At 73.8% G+C, this 19,017-nt stretch carries 12 protein-coding genes; 7 read left to right on the top strand and 5 right to left on the bottom strand.

Annotated elements, in window-relative coordinates; translation table 11 throughout:
- The first annotated feature begins 115 nt into the window (after positions 1–115).
- On the top strand, positions 116–2,473 hold the full coding sequence (locus tag ACN260_RS22800) for a transketolase-like TK C-terminal-containing protein (protein WP_422752959.1): 2,358 nt from the start codon (positions 116–118) through the stop codon (positions 2,471–2,473).
- Positions 2,474–2,618: 145 nt separating this feature from the next.
- Here the strand turns inward: ACN260_RS22800 and ACN260_RS22795 are convergent, their stop codons facing one another.
- The 3 genes from ACN260_RS22795 to ACN260_RS22785 form a co-directional block, all read right to left on the bottom strand.
- A complete protein-coding gene (locus tag ACN260_RS22795; RefSeq protein WP_422752958.1) occupies positions 2,619–4,253 on the bottom strand; it encodes a metallophosphoesterase in 1,635 nt (544 codons plus the stop codon).
- Positions 4,254–4,355: 102 nt separating this feature from the next.
- Complete coding sequence (locus tag ACN260_RS22790) at positions 4,356–5,519, bottom strand: PQQ-dependent sugar dehydrogenase (RefSeq protein WP_422752957.1); 1,164 nt, start codon at positions 5,517–5,519, stop codon at positions 4,356–4,358.
- Between the two features lie 70 nt (positions 5,520–5,589).
- On the bottom strand, positions 5,590–7,395 hold the full coding sequence (locus tag ACN260_RS22785; protein ID WP_422752956.1) for a GAF domain-containing SpoIIE family protein phosphatase: 1,806 nt from the start codon (positions 7,393–7,395) through the stop codon (positions 5,590–5,592).
- A gap of 169 nt (positions 7,396–7,564) precedes the next feature.
- Between ACN260_RS22785 and ACN260_RS22780 the strand changes: the two genes are divergently transcribed.
- The gene (locus tag ACN260_RS22780) at positions 7,565–8,491 is read left to right on the top strand and encodes a 2-hydroxyacid dehydrogenase (RefSeq protein ID WP_422752955.1); all 927 of its coding nucleotides are present in this window, start codon (positions 7,565–7,567) and stop codon (positions 8,489–8,491) included.
- Positions 8,492–8,529: 38 nt separating this feature from the next.
- Here the strand turns inward: ACN260_RS22780 and ACN260_RS22775 are convergent, their stop codons facing one another.
- A complete protein-coding gene (locus tag ACN260_RS22775) occupies positions 8,530–8,904 on the bottom strand; it encodes a PH domain-containing protein (RefSeq protein ID WP_302741084.1) in 375 nt (124 codons plus the stop codon).
- Between the two features lie 219 nt (positions 8,905–9,123).
- Between ACN260_RS22775 and ACN260_RS22770 the strand changes: the two genes are divergently transcribed.
- A complete protein-coding gene (locus ACN260_RS22770) occupies positions 9,124–11,724 on the top strand; it encodes a putative bifunctional diguanylate cyclase/phosphodiesterase (RefSeq protein ID WP_422752954.1) in 2,601 nt (866 codons plus the stop codon).
- 28 nt (positions 11,725–11,752) lie between these two features.
- Here the strand turns inward: ACN260_RS22770 and ACN260_RS22765 are convergent, their stop codons facing one another.
- Positions 11,753–12,772 carry a LacI family DNA-binding transcriptional regulator gene (locus ACN260_RS22765; protein ID WP_422752953.1) on the bottom strand — a complete coding sequence of 340 codons (1,020 nt, stop codon included), beginning with the start codon at positions 12,770–12,772 and terminating at the stop codon, positions 11,753–11,755.
- A gap of 384 nt (positions 12,773–13,156) precedes the next feature.
- Between ACN260_RS22765 and ACN260_RS22760 the strand changes: the two genes are divergently transcribed.
- The 4 genes from ACN260_RS22760 to ACN260_RS22745 all read left to right on the top strand — a co-directional run bounded on the left by ACN260_RS22760 (position 13,157) and on the right by ACN260_RS22745 (position 18,983).
- A complete protein-coding gene (locus ACN260_RS22760) occupies positions 13,157–14,434 on the top strand; it encodes an extracellular solute-binding protein (RefSeq protein WP_422752952.1) in 1,278 nt (425 codons plus the stop codon).
- Between the two features lie 50 nt (positions 14,435–14,484).
- A complete protein-coding gene (locus ACN260_RS22755) occupies positions 14,485–15,498 on the top strand; it encodes a carbohydrate ABC transporter permease (RefSeq protein ID WP_422752951.1) in 1,014 nt (337 codons plus the stop codon).
- 114 nt (positions 15,499–15,612) lie between these two features.
- A complete protein-coding gene (locus ACN260_RS22750; RefSeq protein WP_422752950.1) occupies positions 15,613–16,515 on the top strand; it encodes a carbohydrate ABC transporter permease in 903 nt (300 codons plus the stop codon).
- The gene (locus ACN260_RS22745; protein WP_422752949.1) at positions 16,512–18,983 is read left to right on the top strand and encodes a glycoside hydrolase family 2 protein; all 2,472 of its coding nucleotides are present in this window, start codon (positions 16,512–16,514) and stop codon (positions 18,981–18,983) included. The genes ACN260_RS22750 and ACN260_RS22745 overlap by 4 nt, the downstream gene beginning before the upstream one ends.
- Positions 18,984–19,017: the final 34 nt, after the last annotated feature.

The raw sequence follows: 19,017 nt of genomic DNA, 5'->3' as shown, positions 1-19,017 counted from the left end.
GGCGGGGGCCGTCGTCGTGATCCGACGATGGCCCCGCCACCCTTTCCGGAGTACGCGCGCGACCCGCGCGACCCCCACCAGAGGGCGTCAACGGCGACGCCCGGATGGAGTTCCCGTGAACGAGCACGACCTCGACGTCCTCGACGAGATCCAGCGACGGGTGCTGTGGCTCGCCACCCGGATCGTGGACGCGGCCAACCACGACCGGGACACCGGCGACGGGGTGAAGGTCGGCGGCCACCAGGCGTCGAGTGCCTCCCTGGTCACCGCGATGACCGCGCTGTGGTTCGCCCACCTGGACGCCGAGGACCGGGTGGCGGTCAAGCCGCACGCCTCCCCGGTGTTCCACGCGATTCAATACCTGCTGGGCAACCTGGACCGGTCGTACCTGACGCGGCTGCGGGCGCGGGGCGGGTTGCAGTCGTACCCGTCGCGGACGAAGGACCCGGACGCGGTGGACTTCTCCACCGGCTCGGTCGGGCTGGGCGCGGCGGCCCCGCTGTTCGCGGCGGTCACCCGCCGCTACGTCGACGCCCACTTCGGGGCCCGCCCGCACTCCCGGTTCGTCGCGTTGATCGGCGACGCCGAACTGGACGAGGGGAACATCTGGGAGGCGGTCGCCGACCCGGCCACCACCGGCCTCGGCAACGTGATGTGGCTCGTCGACTTCAACCGGCAGTCGCTGGACCGGGTGGTACCCGGCATCCGGATCGACCAGTGGCGCGGGCAGTTCGAGGCCGCCGGCTGGCACGTCGTCGAGGTCAAGTACGGCCGCCGGCTCGCGCAGGCGTACGCCAGGCCGGGCGGGGCGGCACTGCGCGACTGGATCGACCGGATGCCCAACGAGCAGTACCAGTCGCTGTTCGGGTTGACCGGGCCGGCACTGCGTCGGCAGTTCCTGGACGGCGCACCCGACGGTATCGCCGGGTTCATCGCCGACCTGACCGACGAGGAACTGGCCCCGCTCGTCACCGACCTGGGCGGGCACGACCTGGCGGCGATGCTCGACGCGTATGCCCAGTGCGACGCGGTGACCGACCGGCCCAGCGTCGTCTTCGCGTACACGGTCAAGGGGTGGGGGTTGCCGATCGCCGGCAACCCGCGCAACCATTCGGCGTTGCTGTCCACGGCCCAGGTCGACGCGCTGCGGACGGAGCACGGCCTGACCGTCGCGACCGAGTGGGACCGCCTCGACCCGGCGAGCCCGGCCGGCATCCGGGCCGGCGCGCGCCGCGAGGCGCTGGCCCGCGCGCCCCGCCAACGGTCGCTCCGGGTCACCGTCCCCGACGCCACCGGGGTACGCACGCAGAAGCCGGTCTCCACCCAGGAGGCCTTCGGCCGGGTGCTGGTGGAGCTGGCCCGGGACCCGCAGGTCGCGCCCTACCTGGTCACCACCGCGCCGGACGTGGCCACCTCCACCAACCTCGCCGGGTTCATCAACCGGACCGGGGTGTTCGCCCCCACCGAGCGGCGCTCCTGGTCGGAGGACCGGATGCTGCGCTGGACGGAGAGCCCCGCCGGCCAGCACATCGAGCTGGGTATCTCCGAGATGAACCTGTTCCTGTTGCTGGGGCAGCTCGGCCTGTCCTGGGATCTGTCCGGGCAGCCGCTGCTGCCGGTCGGCACGGTCTACGACCCGTTCGTGCTGCGCGGGCTGGACGCGTTCCTCTACGGCACCTACTCGGGTTCCCGGTTCGTGGTGGCCGGCACCCCGTCGGGCGTCACCCTGGCCCCGGAGGGCGGTGCCCACCAGTCGACCATCACCGCGTCCGTCGGCCTGGAACTGCCCGGCGTCACCCTCTGCGAACCGGCGTACGCGACCAGCCTCGACTGGCTGCTCTGTGACGCGTTCGGGCAGATCGCGCAGGGTTCGGCACCGGCCGCCACCGCCGCGCCCGCCGAGGACGGGGCGTACTACTTCCGGCTGAGCACCCGCCCGCTGGACCAGTCGCCGTTCGAGGCGGCCCGGGTCCGCCTCGGCGACGCGGTGTTGCGCCGGCAGGTGGTCGCCGGGGCGTACCGGCTGGTGGACGCGCACCAGGCGTACCCGCAGCTGGCCGACGCGCCGGTGGTGACCCTGGCCGCCTCCGGGGCGGTGCTGCCGGAGACGCTGGCCGCCGCCGCCGAGCTGGCCGAGGAGGGCATCGCCGCGCACGTGGTCGACGTGACCAGCCTGGACCGGCTCTACCGGGCCTGGCAGCGTACCCTGCGCCAGGGCGTACGCACGGCGACCGTGCCGAGCGTCCCGGGCGCGCTGCGGGCGGCGTTCGGGGACCGTACGCCGCTGGTGACCGTGCACGACGCCGCCTCGCACGCGATGGCCTGGCTCGGCTCGGCGCTCGGGGTGCCGGCGGTGCCGCTGGGGGTGGACGAGTTCGGCCAGTCCGGCAGCGTCCGCGAGCTGTACGAGCTGCACGACCTGCTCCCCGGCAGCATCGTCAACGCCGCCCTGGCCGCCCTGTCGCTGCGCTGACCGCACCCCGCCCTGACCGCACCCTGTGCTGGCGCGGCCCGGCCTGGCCTGGTCCGGCCGGCCGCTGCCCGCCCGCTGCGGCCGCTGCCCGCCGCCCGGCCGCCGCGGGCGGCGCGTCGCTGCGGGCGGGCCTGCCGTTGGTGGGTCAGCTGGTCGGGCTGGGGGTCGGCGAGGTGGGGGTCGGGTCGGTCCCGGAGGGCGACGGGGACTCCGAGCCGCCCCGGGTCGGGGTGGGGGTGACCGGGACGTCGGCGCCCTTCGCCGGGTCCCGGATCACGTGCCGCTCCAGGTTCACCTGGGCCTGCCCGGTGCCGCCGACCGTGATGTCGTCGTAGGCCTGGAGCAGTTTCTGCTGGTCGAAGTAGAGCACCGTCATCGACAGCGGGGTCGGCTTCTCGCCCTCCAGGCCGCGCAGCCCGGCACCGCCGGTCGAGCCCTCCACCATCAGCTGCGTCGGCTGCTGGCCCGGCACCTGCGGCAGCTTCGAGATCTGCCGGGCGTGGGTGTGCCCGGCCAGCACCAGCGGGCAGGTGCCCGAGAGCGGGCCGGCCGAGGCCGGGTCGTGCACCAGCGCGATGTTCACCGGTCGCGGCGAGTCGCGGACCGTGGTGGCGAGCGTCTCGCCGGCACCGATCACCTGGTTGGCGACCTGCGAGGTGAGCCCGCTGCCGGCCGGAGAGGTCTCCTTGTCCGGGGTGAACCTCGGGTCGCCGATGCCGGCGATGGTCAGCCCGGCGACGGTGGTGGTCGAGTTGTTCAGCACGACCGCGTTCGGCTGCCGGGCCACCGCCGCCGCCGTCCGGGGCGAGTCGTGGTTGCCCCGGATGTAGACGTACGGCTTCTTGAGCAGCCCGATCGAGCCGACGTACGACGCCTCGGGTTCGCTGCCCCAGTCGGTCAGGTCACCGGTGTCGATCACCACGTCGATGCCGAACTGCTCGACCACGGTGCGGATCAGCTGCCAGCCCGTCGGGTTGAGGTGCATGTCGGACACGTGCAGCACCCTGGTGGTGCCCGGCGCCGGTTCGTACACCGGCAGCGCCGAGACGGTGGTGTAGAGCTGGCTGACGTTGCCGACCAGCCGCTGCAACTGCTCGGCGTAGCGGCTGTAGTCGTTGGCGATCCGCCGCGCGTCACCGACGATCGCCGGGGCGTTGACCAGCAGGCCCTCGTAGCGGGGTTCCTCGATGGCCTGCGGGCGGACGGTGCCGGCCGCCAGGCCGAGGCTGCCGGCGGTGACCACCAGCGCCACCCCGCCGGCCCAGGCGGTCCGCCGGGTGTCCCGGAAGACCAGCGCCGCCAGGATCAGGGTGACCAGCACGGCCGCGCCGAGGGTACGCAGCCCGAGCCGCAACACCCCGTTGCGGACGTCGGTCACCGCCGACTGGCTGGCCCGGCTGATGCTGGCCGGGTCGTCGATCAACGCCTCGGTCTTGCGCTGGTCCAGCGCGCCGAGCCCGACCGTCAGGTGGGTGGGACCCTGGTGGCTGTCGAGCTGGAGCGCGCCCAGCGGGGGGATGTCGACGGTGGTGCCGCCCCGCACCGCCGGGACGAGGGTCAGGTCGGCGCGGAACGGGCCGATGTCGGTGCTGACCCGACCACCGGCGAACACCCCGATGACCGTCCCGGTCAGAGCGACCAGCAGCACCGCCAGCACCACGCCGGCCCGTCGGGCCCGGGTCGACCGCAGGGCCGACCACCAGGTCCGCCAGCGTCGCTCACGCCGGTCGGGAAGGTCCGTCTCCCCGGGTCCGCGCTGCTCGTTCTCCTGACCGCCCATGATGAGATTCTGACCTGCCCCGTGAAAGATCTTGGCAAACCCGACAGACGGACGGCCGATCCGCCCGGTACCTGCCCGGCTGTCCGGCCCGTCGGCGTGTCGTCAGCTCCGGCCGGCCCCGCCGTCGGCGAAGACCAGCCGCAGCAGCCGGTCGTCCTCCGGGGCCGGCTGGCCCCGCCCGTCGTGGTTGGAGGTGGAGACCCAGAGCGAACCGTCCGGGGCGGCGGCGACCGCCCGCAACCGACCGTACTTCCCGGTGAGCAGTTCCCGGGGCGCGCCGAGCACCGAGCCGGCGTCGGTCAGTTCCACCAGCCAGAGCCGCTCGCCGCGCAGGCAGGCGGCGGCCAGCAGCCGACCCGTGGCGGCCAGCCCCGAGCAGGACGCCTCGTCGGTGCCCCACTGCACGATCGGATCGACGAACCTGCCGTCGCCGGCCTGCCCCTCCACCGTCGGCCAGCCGTAGTTCGCGCCCTTGTCGATCTTGTTGATCTCGTCCCAGGTGTTCTGCCCGAACTCGGTGGCGTACATCCGTTTCCCGGAGTCCCAGGCCAGGCCCTGCACGTTGCGGTGCCCCAGCGACCAGACCGGCGAGCCGGGGAACGGGTTACCCGCCGCCGGCTTGCCGTTCGGGGTGATCCGCAGGATCTTGCCGGCCAGGCTGGCCCTGTCCTGGGCGGCGCCCCGGTCACCGGCATCGCCGGTGCTGACGTAGAGCTGCCCGTCCGGGCCGAACGCCAACCCGCCGCCGTTGTGGTTGCCGGACTTCGGGATGCCGGTCAGGACCGGCGTGGGGGTGCCGCCCAGCGTCAACCGGGCCACCCGGTTGTCCTGCTCGGTGGTGTAGTAGACGAAGACCGTCCGGTCCTGCGCGTACGCCGGGGAGACGGCGATGCCGAGCAGGCCCGCCTCGCCGGACGCGGCCACCCCCGGCACGGTCTGCGCCGGGGTGACGGTCAACCCCTGCGGCCCCGACTCCGGCCCGACCTTGAGGATCCTGCCGCTGTCCCGCTCGGTGACCAGCGCCGCCCCGTCGGGCAGGAAGGCGATGCCCCACGGCACCCGCAGGCCCTTCGCCAGCACCGTGGCCACCACCTGCTGCTCGGGGGTGTTCGCCGACGCCGACGGGGTCGGCAGGTTGGGGGGCTCACCGGCCGGATCGGGCTCCGGCGGGCCGAAACTGCACCCGGTCAGCAGCAGCGCGGCACCGGAGGCCGCCAGGGCCGCGCGGACCCGGACGGTACGGGGGTACGGGAGACGGGCGCTCACCCGCCCCAGCCTAGCCCGCGAATCCCGGTCGGCCGGGCCACCGGGGACGGCGCACCGGCCGGTGACCGCCTCAGCGGGCCCGCAGGGCCAGCAGCGCCACGTCGTCCTCGCGCCGGTGACCGGTGCCGAGCAGCAGGTCACACAGGTCGGCGGCGGGACGGGTGCCGGCGGCGGCGACCCGGGCGCACAACTGGGCCATCCCCTCGTCGATCGACTGGTCCCGCCGCTCCACCAGCCCGTCGGTGTAGAGCAGCAGCGTGTCCCCGGGGGCGAGCAGCGCCTCCGCCCCGGTGCGCGGGGTCGGCCGGGTCAACCCCAGCAGCGGCTCCCGCCGGCCGTCGAGCAGCCGTACCGTGCCGTCGGCGGTGACCAGCAGCGGCGCGGGATGACCGGCGTTGCACCAGGTGACCGCCACCCCGCCCGGGACCGGCCGCAGCCGGGCCAGCACCGCCGTGGCGGCGGTCGGGATGCACAACCCCGAGATGGTGGCGTCCAACCGCCGCATCAGCTCCTCGACCGGGTCGTCCCGACCGAACGCGTTGCCCCGCACCAGGTTGCGCAGCTGCCCCATGGTCGCGGCAGCCTCGATGTCGTGGCCGGCGACGTCCCCGATCGCCGCCACCAGGTCGCCGTCGGGCTGGACGAAGGCGTCGTACCAGTCGCCGCCCACCTCCACCCGGTCGGCGGCCGGCTGGTAGCGGGCCGCCAGCTCCACCCACGGGCTCTGCGGCAACTGCGGCAGCATGCTGTGCTGCAGCACCTCGGCGACGTGCCGTTGCTCGCCGTAGATCCAGCCGTTGCCGACCGCCTGCCCGGCGCGGCGGCCGATCTCCAGCGCGGTGCCCAGGTCGTCGTCGTCGAAGGCCCGCCGGTCGGGCCCGTTGACCAGGGTGACCGCGCCCATCACCGTGCCCCGGCCCGGTGCCGGCACCGGCACGGTCAGGTGCGAGGCGAAGCCCAGCCGTTCGGCGAGGGCCACCAGTTCCGGGGCGTCGCTGGCCCGCCGGACGTCGTCCAGGTCGGCCACGCCGCGCAGCACCGGCTGGCCCGTCCGCAGCACCGTCCGGGTGACCGAGGCGGGGCCGAGCCGGTGCAGCGCGACCTCGCCGAACCGGGTGATGTCGGCGGCGCGGGCCGGGTCGCGGTGCACGGCGGTCACCCAGCGGGGGGTGCCGCCCTGGTCGATCAGGGTCACCATGGCCCAGTCGGCCAGCCGGGGCACCACCGCGTCGGCCAGCCGCCCCACCGCCGTCTCCACGTCGAGCGTCCCGGTCAGCTCCTCGCTCAGCGAGGCGAGCAGGTTGAGCCGTTCGTGTGCCTGCTCGACCAGCCGGCGGGCCGCCTCGGCCGCGTCCAGCGCGATCCGTAGCCGCAGCTCCGACGAGCAGGCCGCCGCCAGGTCGGCAAGCGTCCGTAGCTGTGCCTTCGTCCAGGCCCGGGGTTTGCTGTCGATCGCGCACAGCGAGCCGAGCACCCGGCCGTCCAGGTCGGTCAGCGGCATCCCGGCGTACGCGACGACGCCCAGCTCCGGCACGGCCAGGTTGTCCCGCACCCGGGGGTAGAGCCGGGCGTCCGGCAGCACCAGCGGGATCTCGGTGTCGATCACGTGCTGGCAGAACGAGTGGCTCAGCGGGGTCTGCCGGCGGGCGGCCCACGGCTCGGGCAGCCCGACCGCGCCGGGGAAGAACTGCCGGGTCTCGGTGACCAGCGAGACCAGCGCCACCGGCACGTCGAGCAGGTCGCTGACCAGCCGGGCGAACCGGTCGAACGCCTCGTCCGGCGTGGCGTCCAGGCCGGTCTCGGTCAGCGAGCGCAGCCGGGCCGGATCGGCCAGCGCGGCGATGTCCAGGTCCGGCCGTACGGTGCGTTCGGTCATCGACCACCTGTCTGCCGTCGTGGGGGAGGACACCGTTCGGCGTTCCGACCCCCGGTTATACCCGTCCCGCCCGACCGTCACCCGTGGCCGTCGGCGGCGCCGCCCGGTACGGCGTCGTCCTGCGGCCCGTCGGTGCCGCCCACCCGCCGGAGGGCTATCGTCGGCACGCGTGAAGGTATGGATTCCGCACCCCGAAGGGGTCGAGCTGCTCGGTTCCGTCCCGGCCGGTGTCACGGTACAGCCGTGGACCGACCCGGCGAATCCGCCAGGTGACCCGACCGACGTCCGCTTCTGGGTGCCGCCGTTCCTGGCCGGGGCGGACACCACGGCGATGCTGGACCGGCTGCCCGATCTGGCGGTGGTGCAGCTGCTCTCCGCCGGGGCGGACGCCTGGACGGGCCGGGTGCCCGCCGGGGTCACCCTCTGCGACGCCCGGGGGGTGCACGACGCCGGCACCGCCGAGTGGGTGGTCACCGCGATCCTCGCCCAGCTGCGCGGCTTTCCCGAGCTGGCCCGCGCCCAGGCCCGCCGGGAGTGGGCGTACGACCGGGTCGCGCCGACCGACGAGCTGACCGGCAAGCGGGTGCTGATCGTCGGGGCCGGTTCGATCGGCGCGGCGGTCCGGGCCCGGCTGGCCCCGTTCGACGTCACCTTCACCCTGGTCGCCCGGACCGCCCGGCCGGACGAGGGGGTGCACGCGGTGACCGAGCTGCCGTGCCTGCTGCCGGAGGCCGACGTGGTGGTGCTGCTGGTGCCGCTGACCGATGCCACCCGGGGGCTGGTCGACGCCGCGTTCCTGGCCGCCATGCCGGACGGGGCGCTGCTGGTCAACGCCGCCCGGGGCCCGGTGGCGGACACGGCGGCGCTGGTCGCGGAGCTGACCTCGGGCCGGCTACGGGCGGCGTTGGACGTGACCGACCCGGAGCCGCTGCCGGCGTACCATCCGCTCTGGGAACTGCCGAACGTACTGCTCACCCCGCACGTCGCCGGTTCGGTACGCGGGCTGCTGCCCCGGGCGTACCGGCTGGTGGGGGAGCAGGTGCGCCGGTTCGTCGCCGGGTCACCGCTGGTCAACACGGTGGTCGACGGCTACTGACCCGGGCGGGGCCGACCTGCCGGTGGGGGTGCGCCGGCTCAGCGCGCGTCGGGCAGGGCCTGCCCGGTGACCGCGACCAGCCGGGGCAGGTCGACACCCCGGACGGCGGGCAGTGGCAGCTGGTGGCCGTCGGTGAGCCGGACGACGGCCCGGCCGCGCGGGTCGGCGGCCAACTCGACGACCTGCTCCCAGGGGATGCGCCGGCCCCCGGCGAGCGCCCGCAGCCGCAGCCCGCGCGGGTCGGCGTCGGTGCCGGAGCGCCAGGCCCAGACCGCGACGGTCAGCGGGACCAGCAGCACCGGCAGCAGGTACCACCGGGCGGCGGCCAGGGGCAGCGCGCCGATGGTGGCGATGACGGCCGCGACCAGGATGGCCTGGTTGTGCCGGAAGCGGATGGTGTCGGCGCGACTCACCCCCCGATGATTCCACCCGGGGCCGGGGCGGCGCCGGGCGGGCGGTGGGGCGGCCGCGACCGGCACTACCCGGTGATGTAGGTCACGACCGGAGGGCGTAACCGGGCGGATGGTGCCTCGTTGAACCGCTAACCCTCAGCCGCACCGCGCCGTGTCCCCCTCACGAAGGTGACCGCCGTGACCGTCGACCGTCCCCTCCGCCGCCCATCGTCCGCACCCGTGGGGCTCACCCTGCTGGTCGCGTTCCTCCTCGTCGCCGCCGCCCTGGTCGACGCCGTCGCGCCGCTGGCCGCCACCACGACGGCCGGCGCGGGCGGCTGTGCCGTGGCTGCCGCCCGGCTGCTCCGCCTCACCGCCGGCGGCAGGCCGGACCGTCGCGTCCCGCACCGCCGGGCCGCCGTCCTGCTCACCGTCGCGGCGGCCGTGGTCGGGACGACCGTGGCGGTGCTACCGCTGGCACCGGCGTTCCACCGGGCCGAGGTCGCGGCGGTCGGGCTCGGCACGGCCACGCTCGGCTACGCGCTGGGCCTGTTCCTGCTGCCAGGCCGCTCCCGGCTGACGCCCCGGGCCCGGTGGCGGCGCGGCGTCGACCTCCTCGGCCTCGGCACCGCCCTGCTCTTCGCCGGCTGGGTGCTGGTCCCGCCCGGCCCGGTGCCCCCGGTGGTCCGGGTGGTCACCGTCGCGGGCGCGGGTGTCCTGGCCGGGCTGCTGGTGGGCGCGTCGGCCGGGCACCGTGGCCATCCTGGCGCGGCCCGGTGCCGGCTCGGCGTGGCGGCGGTCCTGCTCGGTCTGGCCGACCTGGTGGTGCTGCTGGCCTACCGGGCCCCCTCGGTGGCGCTGCTGACCGCGGTGCCGCTGCTGGTCGGCGGGGCCCTGCTGACGGCCGCCGGGATGGCCCGGGTCGCGGCGGGCGACCCGACGGTCCCGACCGGTCCGGCGCCGGCCTGGCCCCGGGTGACCGCACCGGCGGCGGTGGCGAGCGTGGCGGCCGCCGGTCATCTGGCGTTCGTCGGCGGTTTCACCCCGACCGCCGTCCTGCTGGGGCTGGCGGTGATCCCGCCGCTGGTGGCCCGGGAACTGATCTCCGTGACCGACCAGCGGCGGTGGGCCGGGCGGTTGGCCGCCCGCGAGGTGTACTTCCGCACGCTGGTCGCCGGCGGTCGTGACCTGGTCCTCGTTCTCGACGACGGGTTGCGGGTGCGCTGGCTCTCGGCGGCCGGTGAACGCTGGTTCGGGCTGCGCCAGGAGGCGGTGTGCGGGCGGCCGCTGGCCGACCTGCTGCATCCGGACGACGCGCCGGGCGTCCTGGCCCGGCTGGCCGGACGGCCGGGCCGGGACGCCGCGCCGTCCCCGGGCGACGCCGTCGCGCCACCGTCCGGCGATCCCGTCGCGCCACTGTCAGGCGATGCCGTCGCGCCGCTGCTGGTGGCCCGGATGCGGACCGGTGACGGCGGCTGGCGGGAGACCGAGTCGACGGTGAGCGACCAGCGGACCGTGCCGGAGGTGGCCGCGGTGGTGTTGCACGTCCGCGACGTCGGTGACCGCCGCCGGTCCGAGCGTGAGCGTCGCCGGGGCGCGGCCACCGACCCGCTCACCGGGTTGTCCACCCGGCGGGAGCTGCTGCGGGTGCTCGACGAACGGGGCGGCACCCCCGGCGCGCTCCTCCTGCTCGACGTGCACGGGCTCGGCCCGGCGCGGGAAGCCGCCGGCCCGGACCCGCTCCTGGCCACCACCGCCCGCCGGCTGCGCGACGTGGTCGGCCCCCGGGACCTGGTCGCCCGGTTGTCAGGTGAGGAGTTCGCGGTGGTCACCGACGCCGGCCCGGTCCCGGCGTACGCGTTGGGCGAGCGGCTGCTGGCCGCGTTGACCGAGCCGTGTCCGGTGCCGACCGGGATGGCCCGGCTCCGGGTCGGCGTGGGCCTGACCGAGCTGGCCGCGACGTCGCCGCAGGACGCGGTGCGCCAGGCCGACCTGGCGCGCCGCCGGGCCGTCCAGCTCGGCCGCAACCGGGTCGAGTGGTACGACGCCTGCCTGGAGGAGGAGCTGGTCCGCCGGCTGGACCTGGAACGGGAGCTGCCCGGCGCGGCGGCCCGGGGCGAGTTGGACCTGGTCTACCAGCCGGTGCTGGCGCTGGCCGACCGGCGACCGGCCGGCATCGAGGCGTTGCTGCGCTGGCGCAGTCCGGTGCTGGGCACCGTGCTGCCGGCCGAATTCCTGCCGGTCGCCGAGGATCTGGGTCTGCTGGGGGAGCTGGGCCGGTGGGTGCTCGACCGGGCCTGCCGGCAGCTCGCCGACTGGTCGGCCGGGGGCCGGGAGCTGTGGCTGGCGGTCAACGTCACCCTCGCCGAGCTGTTGGCGCCGGATCTGGTGCCCCGGGTGGCGGCGGTGCTGGCCGGACACGGGGTCCCGGCGGAGCGGCTGGTGCTGGAGATCGCCGAGTCGCGGCTCGGGGCCGACCTGCCCACGGTGGTGGCCCGGCTGGCCGGCCTGCGGTCGCTGGGGGTACGTACCGCGTTGGACAGCTTCCGGGCCGAGCACGCCTCCCTGGCCCAGCTGCGTCGGCTGCCGATCGACCTGTTGAAGGTGCAGCCCCGGCCGGTCGACCCGGACGAGGACTCCCGACCGTTGATCGACGTGGTGGTGGGGTTGGGGGAGCGACTGGGGGTGACCGTGGTGATGGCCGAGCTGGAGTCGGAGCCGGACGTGGCGCGGGCCACCCGGGCCGGCTGCCGGTACGGGCAGGGGTTCGCGTTGGCGCGTCCGGCCACCGCCGAGCGGGTCGAGGCGTACTTCGCGGAGTTCCCGACGACATCCCGTTGATGGTCGGGCCGGGTCGGGATGAACCGGTTCACCTTGACCGGGGCGGGGCGGTGCTGCCCCGGGGGGTGAGGTGCGCCGTCTCGTCCTGGAGCCCGCGCACCGGCTCACCGGCGATGACGGCGAGCAACTGTCGGGCGGCGTGCGCGCCGTAGGCGGGGATGTCCCGGCCGAGCGCGGTCAGCGGCGGGTGCACCAGTTGGCACAGCGGGGAGTCGTCCCAGGCCACGATGGACAGATCGGTGGGGACGCCGAGGCCCATCTCCTGGGCCACGGCCAGCCCGGCGATAGCCATCACGTCGTTGTCGTAGATCACCGCGGTCGGGCGGTGGGCGGAACTGAGCAGCCGCCGGGTGGCGCGTGCGCCCTCCTCGCCGGTGTAGTCCGACCAGACGGTCGCCGCGTCGGTGAGCCCGAGCCGGCCGCACACCTCGGCGAACGCGTCGGTACGGATCTCGGTGTGCAGCAGCGACGGCAGCCCGCCGACCCGGGCGATCCTGCGGTGGCCGAGGGCGACCAGGTACTCCACCGCCTCGGCGAGCGCCGCCGCGTCGTCCGACCAGACGTGGGCCAGCGTGCCGGTGTGCCTCGGCCCGCCGATCACCACGGCGGGTAGTTGCAGCTCCTCCAGGGCGGGCACCCGGATGTCGTCGGTCCGCAGGTCGCAGACAAGGACCCCGTCGACCCGCCGTTCGGCCCACCACCGGCGGTAGACCGCGATCTCCGCCTCCTGGTCGGCCACCACCTGGAGGGTCAGCGCGTACGACCGGGCGGAGAGTTCGGCCTCGACGCCGCTGATCAGCTCCATGAAGAACGGTTCGATGCCGAGTATCCGGGCCGGTCGGCACAGGGCCAGGCCGACGGCGTTGGCGGTGGCGCCGGAGAGCGCGCGGGCGGCACTGCTCGGGCTGAATCCGATCTCGGTGGCGATCGCCAGGATGCGTTGCCGGGTGGCTTCCGAGACGCCCGGCTGCCCGTTGAGCGCGTACGACACCGCGCCCTTGGACACTCCGGCGCGTCGGGCGACGTCGGCGATGGTCGGCCGCTTCACCGGCGGTTTCCTCCACTTCTCGCGGCCTGGGCAGGCCGTTCTCGGGCCGGGGTCACCGGCGGTCCTCACGCTACCGGTGCCCCCGTCGGCCGTCGTCCCCGGCCGTGGCCGGTCCCGTTCGGCGGGGGCGCCTGATTCGCTTGCTCGGTTAAGTGTGCCGGTCGGCCTGTGCGCCGCCACCAGTGACCGGTGCCTTTCCACCTGCCGGAAGGCGTGGACAGGCATGCCGGAAAGGCTTTCGGGGCGGCCCGGGTTACCGCCCGGGGTCGTCGTTAACCGGCCGTTGACAGTGCACGGGGCGGCCCGTACGGTGGCCTCACTTATCCGGTTCAGTCGACGTTCCTCGATGCGTGGAGCGTTCCACAAGCGTGCGCGGAGGATGAGATGACACGGTCCTGGACCCGCTGGGCCCGCGCGGCGGCGGTCGGTGCCGTCAGCCTGACGCTGGTCGCGGCGTGCAGCGGCAGGAGCACCACCGGCTCGGACGGCGGTGGCCAGGTCACCCTGAAGATCAATTTCTGGGGCGACTTCGGTCTCCAGGACCTCAAGACCCGCTACGAGGCCGACCACCCCAACATCAAGATCCAACTCAACTCGGGCGAGTACAACGCCCAGCACGAGGATCTCCAGAAGAAGCTCGTCGCCGGCTCCGGAGCGGCCGACATCGCCGCCATCGACGAGGGCTTCATGGTCCAGTTCCGCAGCCAGTCGGACAAGTTCGTCAACCTGCTCGACAAGGGCGCCGGCTCGTACGAGAGCAGGTACCTGCCGTGGAAGTGGAAGCAGTCACTGTCGGCCGACGGTAAGACCCAGATCGGCCTCGGCACCGACGTCGGCGGCCTGGCCATGTGCTACCGCACCGACCTGTTCGCCGCCGCCGGGCTGCCCACCGACCGCGACCAGGTCTCCGCCCTCTGGCCCACCTGGGACAGGTTCATCCAGGTCGGCCAGGACTACACCGGCCGGACGAAGAAGAAGTTCCTCGACTCCGGCACCAACCTGTTCAACCCGATCCTGGGCCAGCAGCCCGTCGGCTTCTACGACGAACAGGAACAGCTCCGGATGGAGCAGGGTCCCAAGGTCGCGTTCGACTACACGATCAGGGCGGTCCAGGCCGGTCTGTCGGCCAACCTGGCCAGCTTCCAGGCCGACTGGGACAAGGGCTTCACCGCCGGCTCGTTCGCCGTCCTCGCCTGCCCGGCGTGGATGCTCGGCCACATCAAGGACACCGCGCCCGGCACCCAGGGCAAGTGGGACATCGCCGCGGTGCCCGGTGGCGGCGGCAACTGGGGCGGCTCGTTCCTCACCATCCCGAAGCAGAGCAGGCACGTCGACGAGGCGTACGAGCTGCTGGAGTGGCTGGTCCAGCCGGAGCAGCAGATCGAGATCTTCAAGAAGGTCGGCAACCTGCCCTCGCAGCCGGCGCTCTACGCCGACCCGGCGATCGCCGAGTTCAAGAACCCGTTCTTCCACGACGCGCCGGTCGGGCAGATCTTCCCGACGATGGCGCAGGGGCTCACCCCGCAGTACCTGGGCAAGCGGAACGGCCCGACCCGGGTGGCCGTGGAGAACGTCATCAACCGGGTGCAGAACGGGACGCTGAAGCCGGACGCCGCCTGGGCCGAGGCGGTCAAGGAGGCGGAGAAGGCCCGCACCTCCTGACCCGTACGCCGCCCCGCCCCCGTACCGTCCCCGGCCCTGGAGGGTGCCCCGTGTCCACCACCCGTGCCGTGCCGCCGTCACCGCACCGCACCGGTCCGCAGCGCGCGGCCTCCGGGGCCGGCGACCGGTCGACCGGCTGGCGCGACCGGCTGTACCGGTTCGACCTGCGCTACCTGCCCTACCTGATGGTCGCGCCGTTCTTCCTGCTGTTCGGCGTCTTCGGGCTGTTCCCGCTGCTGTTCAACGGGGTCGTCGCGCTGCGCAACTACCGGCTCGACGACCCCACCCTCCCCTACTGGGCGGGGTTCGCGAACTTCACCCGGCTGGTCGGCGACGAGGACTTCGGGAACGCGCTCTACAACACCTTCGGCATCTTCCTGCTCTCCTCGGTGCCGCAACTGTTGCTGGCGCTGGTGGTCGCCTCGCTGCTCAACCGCAGGCTGCGGGCGCAGACCTGGTGGCGGGTCGGGGTGCTGCTGCCGTACGTCACCCCGATCGTGGCCTCGACGATGGTGTTCAGCGTCTTCTTCTCCCGCAGTTTCGGGATGGCGAACTGGCTGCTCGCCGAGGTGGGCATCGGCGGGACGGGGGACGCCGCGATCGACTGGCGGGCCGACAAGCCGCACGCGTGGATCGCCATCGCCACCATGGTCAACTGGAAGTGGATCGGCTACAACGCCCTGCTCTACCTGGCCGCCATGCAGTCCATCCCGCGTGACGTCTATGAGGCGTCGGCGATCGACGGGGCCGGCCCGTGGCGGCAGCTGTGGCGGATCACCGTGCCGATGATCCAGCCGGTGATCGTGTTCACGGTGGTGCTGTCCACCATCGGCGGGCTGCAACTGTTCACCGAGCCGATGCTGTTCGACCTCAACGCGCAGGCCGCCACCGGCGGACCGAACGGCGAGTGGCAGACCATCGCCCAGCTCATCTACAAGGTCGGCTGGAAGGACCTCAACCTCGGCTACGCCGCCGCGATGTCCTGGGCACTGTTCCTGATCATCCTGCTGGTCACCGGGCTCAACACCCTGCTCACCAACCGCCTGTCAGGGGGACGCCGGTGAGCGCGAGGAACGCAGCGCAGCGGAGTCCCGCAGTCGCGAACGAAAGGGGTCGCCGGTGAGCGCGAGGAACGCAGCGCAGCGGAGTCCCGCAGTCGCGAACGAAAGGGGTCACCGATGACCGCCGCCGCCCCGCCGCGACCCACCCGACCGGCCCGCCGGCGCCGGCCCGCCCTGTCGGGCCGCGCGCCGCAGGACACCCCGGCCGGCCTCGGCACGTACCTGCTGCTGTCGTTGACCTTCCTGTTCGCCGCGTTCCCGCTGTACTGGATGTTCGTCATCGCCACCAGCGACGACGAGGCGCTGGCGAAGCTGCCCCCGGCGGTGGTGCCCGGCGACCGGTTCCTGGCCAACCTGGAGGAGGTCTTCTCGCTCCAGGACGTCTACTTCGCCGCCTCCCTGGTCAACAGCGTCATCGTGTCGACCGTGGTGACCGCCTCGGTGCTGTTCTTCTGCTCGCTGGCCGGGTTCGCCTTCGCCAAGCTGCGGTTCCGGGGCAGCAACGCGCTGATGCTGCTCGTCGTGCTCACCCTCACCGTGCCCAACCAGCTCGGCATCGTCGCGCTCTACATCGTGATGGGCCGGCTCGGCTGGAACGGCACCCTGCTGGCGGTCATCGCGCCGGGCCTGGTCACCGCGTTCGGGGTGTTCTACATGCGGCAGTTCATCGTCAACAGCGTTCCCGACGAGCTGGTCGAGTCGGCCCGGGTCGACGGGGCGACCACCATGCGGATCTACCGCAGCATCGCGCTGCCGGCGATCCGCCCGGCCCTGGCGGTGCTGGGCCTGCTCACCTTCGTGGCCACCTGGAACGACTTCCAGTGGCCGCTGATCACGCTCAGCGGCACCGACTATCCGACCTCGATGGTGGCCGTCTCCGACCTGGCGAGCGGCAACTACGTCATCTACCGTCGGGTGCTCGCGGGGGCGTTCATCGCCACGGTCCCGCTGCTGGTGATGCTCTTCGTCGGCGGCCGGCAGATCGTCCGGGGAATCATGGAAGGCGCGGTGAAGTCGTGAACCGTCAGGCGTTGCACGAGGGATGGCAGCTGCGCGCGGTGTCCGGGCCGCAGGTGCCCGATGCCGTCGCCGGCCGGGCGGTGCCCGCCACCGTACCGGGCTGCGTGCACACCGACCTGCTCGCCGCCGGTCTGATCGACGACCCCTACCTCGATGCCAACGAGACGACGCTGGCCTGGATCGGCCGCACCGACTGGGAGTACGCGACCACGTTCGTGCACCGGTCCGGCGACGACGACCGGGTCGACCTGTTCTGCGCCGGGCTGGACACGGTCGCCACGCTCACCCTCAACGGCGTCGAGGTCGGCCGCACCGCGAACATGCACCGGTCGTACCGGTTCGACGTGGCCCCGGCGCTGCGGCCGGGGGAGAACACCCTCGCCGTCCGGTTCGCCTCGGCGTACCGGTACGCCGAGGCGCAGCGGGACCGGCTCGGTGACCGGCCCAACGCCTACCCGGAGCCGTTCCCGTTCATCCGCAAGATGGCCTGCAACTTCGGCTGGGACTGGGGGCCGACGCTGGTCACCGCCGGGATCTGGCAGGAGATCGGCTTGCACGCCTGGTCCACCGCCCGGCTCGGCACCGTCCGTCCACTGGTGACGGTCGTCGACGGGCAGGGCCGGGTCGAGCTGCACGTCGAGGTCGAGCGGGTGGCCGACGTGCCGCTGACCGTCCGCGCCGAGGTCGCCGGCGTCACCGGCGAGGCGACCGTCCCCGCCGGCCGGCGCACGGCCGCGCTGACCCTCACCGTCGCCGACCCCGAGCTGTGGTGGCCCCGGGGGTACGGCGCACAGCCACTGCACCCGCTGACGGTGACCCTGGCGACGGCCGACGGCCGCACGCTGGACACCTGGTCGCAGCGGATCGGCTTCCGCTCGGTACGCCTGGACACCACCCCCGACGCCCACGGCACCCCGTTCACCCTGCACGTCAACGACGTGCCGGTGCTGGTCCGGGGGGTCAACTGGATCCCCGACGACGCGTTCCCCACCCGGGTCACCCGCGACCGGCTGGCCCACCGGTTCACCCAGGCCGCCGACGCCAACGTCAACCTGCTGCGGGTCTGGGGCGGTGGCCGGTACGAGTCGACCGACTTCTACTCCCTGGCCGACGAGCGCGGCCTGCTGGTGCAGCAGGACTTCCTGTTCGCCTGCGCGGCGTACCCGGAGGAGGAGCCGTTCGGCACGGAGGTCGAGGCGGAGGCGCGGGAGCAGGTGACCCGGCTGGCCGGGCACCCGTCGCTGGTGCTGTGGACCGGCAACAACGAGAACATCTGGGGCTGGCACGACTGGGACTGGCAGGAGCCGCTGGCCGGCCGGAGCTGGGGGCGGGGCTTCTATCTCGACCTGCTACCCCGGGTGATGGGTGAGCTGGACCCGACCCGCCCGTACTGGCCGGGCAGCCCGTGGTCGGGCAGCGAGGCGGTCCACCCCAACGACCCGGCGCACGGCACCACACACATCTGGGACGTCTGGAACACCGACGACTACACGAAGTACCGCGAGTACGTCCCCCGGTTCGTCGCCGAGTTCGGCTACCAGGCACCCCCGGCGTACGCGACGCTGCGCCGGGCGTTGTCCGACGATCCGCTCGCGCCCGACTCGCCGGGGATGGCCCACCACCAGAAGGCCGCCGACGGGGACGCCAAGCTGCGACGCGGGCTCGACGCGCACCTGCCCGCCCCGGCCGACTTCGACGACTGGCACTACCTGACCCAGCTCAACCAGGCGCGGGCGATCCAGTTGGGGGTGGAACACTTCCGCGCCCACCGGGACGTCTGCTCGGGCACCATCGTCTGGCAGCTCAACGACTGCTGGCCGGTCACCTCCTGGTCGGCCGTCGACGGCGACGGTCGCCGCAAACCCCTGTGGTACGCGCTGCGCCGGGCGTACGCCGACCGGCTGCTCACCGTCCAACCCCGCGACGGCGGGCTGGTGCTGGTGGCGGTGAACGAGACCGGCACCCCGTGGCGGGCCCCGGTGACGGTGACCCGGTCCACCCTGACCGGCGAGCCGAGGGCGAAGACGTCGTACCCGCTCGACGTGCCCGCGTACGCGGCGGTGACGGTGCCGCTGCCGGCGGACCTGGCGGTGGCCGAGGAGGAACGCCGGGAACTGCTGGTCGCCGAGGCCGGTGACACCGCCGAGCGGGCGCTGTGGTTCTTCGCCGAGGACCGGGACGCGCAGTGGCCGGCGGCCCGCTACGAGGCGACGGTGGAACCGGTCGACGGCGGCCAGCGGGTCCGGGTGACCGCGCGGACCGTGCTGCGGGACCTGACGCTGTTCCCGGACCGGCTCGACCCGGCCGCCGAGGTGGACACCGCGCTGGTCACCCTGCTGCCGGGGGAGTCGGTCACGTTCACGGTGAGTTCCCGTACCCCGCTGGACCCGGCGGCGTTGACCGGCCGGCCGGTGCTGCGCTGCGTCAACGACCTGGTCGACGACGCGACCGGGGCTACGACGGGCTGACCGGACGGGGTGCCGCCCCCCGCCGGCTGTCAAG

Source organism: Micromonospora sp. WMMD708 (assembly GCF_049315245.1).
In the GTDB taxonomy this organism is placed as follows: Bacteria; Actinomycetota; Actinomycetes; order Mycobacteriales; family Micromonosporaceae; genus Micromonospora; species Micromonospora wenchangensis.
This window is presented reverse-complemented; position numbering and strand designations above follow the sequence as displayed.

Coding starts and splice junctions, on each gene's coding strand:
- ACN260_RS22795 (WP_422752958.1), bottom strand. CDS start 4,253: ATGGGCGGTCAGGAGAACGAGCAGCGCGGACCCGGGGAGACGGACCTT.
- ACN260_RS22785 (WP_422752956.1), bottom strand. CDS start 7,395: ATGACCGAACGCACCGTACGGCCGGACCTGGACATCGCCGCGCTGGCC.
- ACN260_RS22760 (WP_422752952.1), top strand. CDS start 13,157: ATGACACGGTCCTGGACCCGCTGGGCCCGCGCGGCGGCGGTCGGTGCC.
- ACN260_RS22750 (WP_422752950.1), top strand. CDS start 15,613: ATGACCGCCGCCGCCCCGCCGCGACCCACCCGACCGGCCCGCCGGCGC.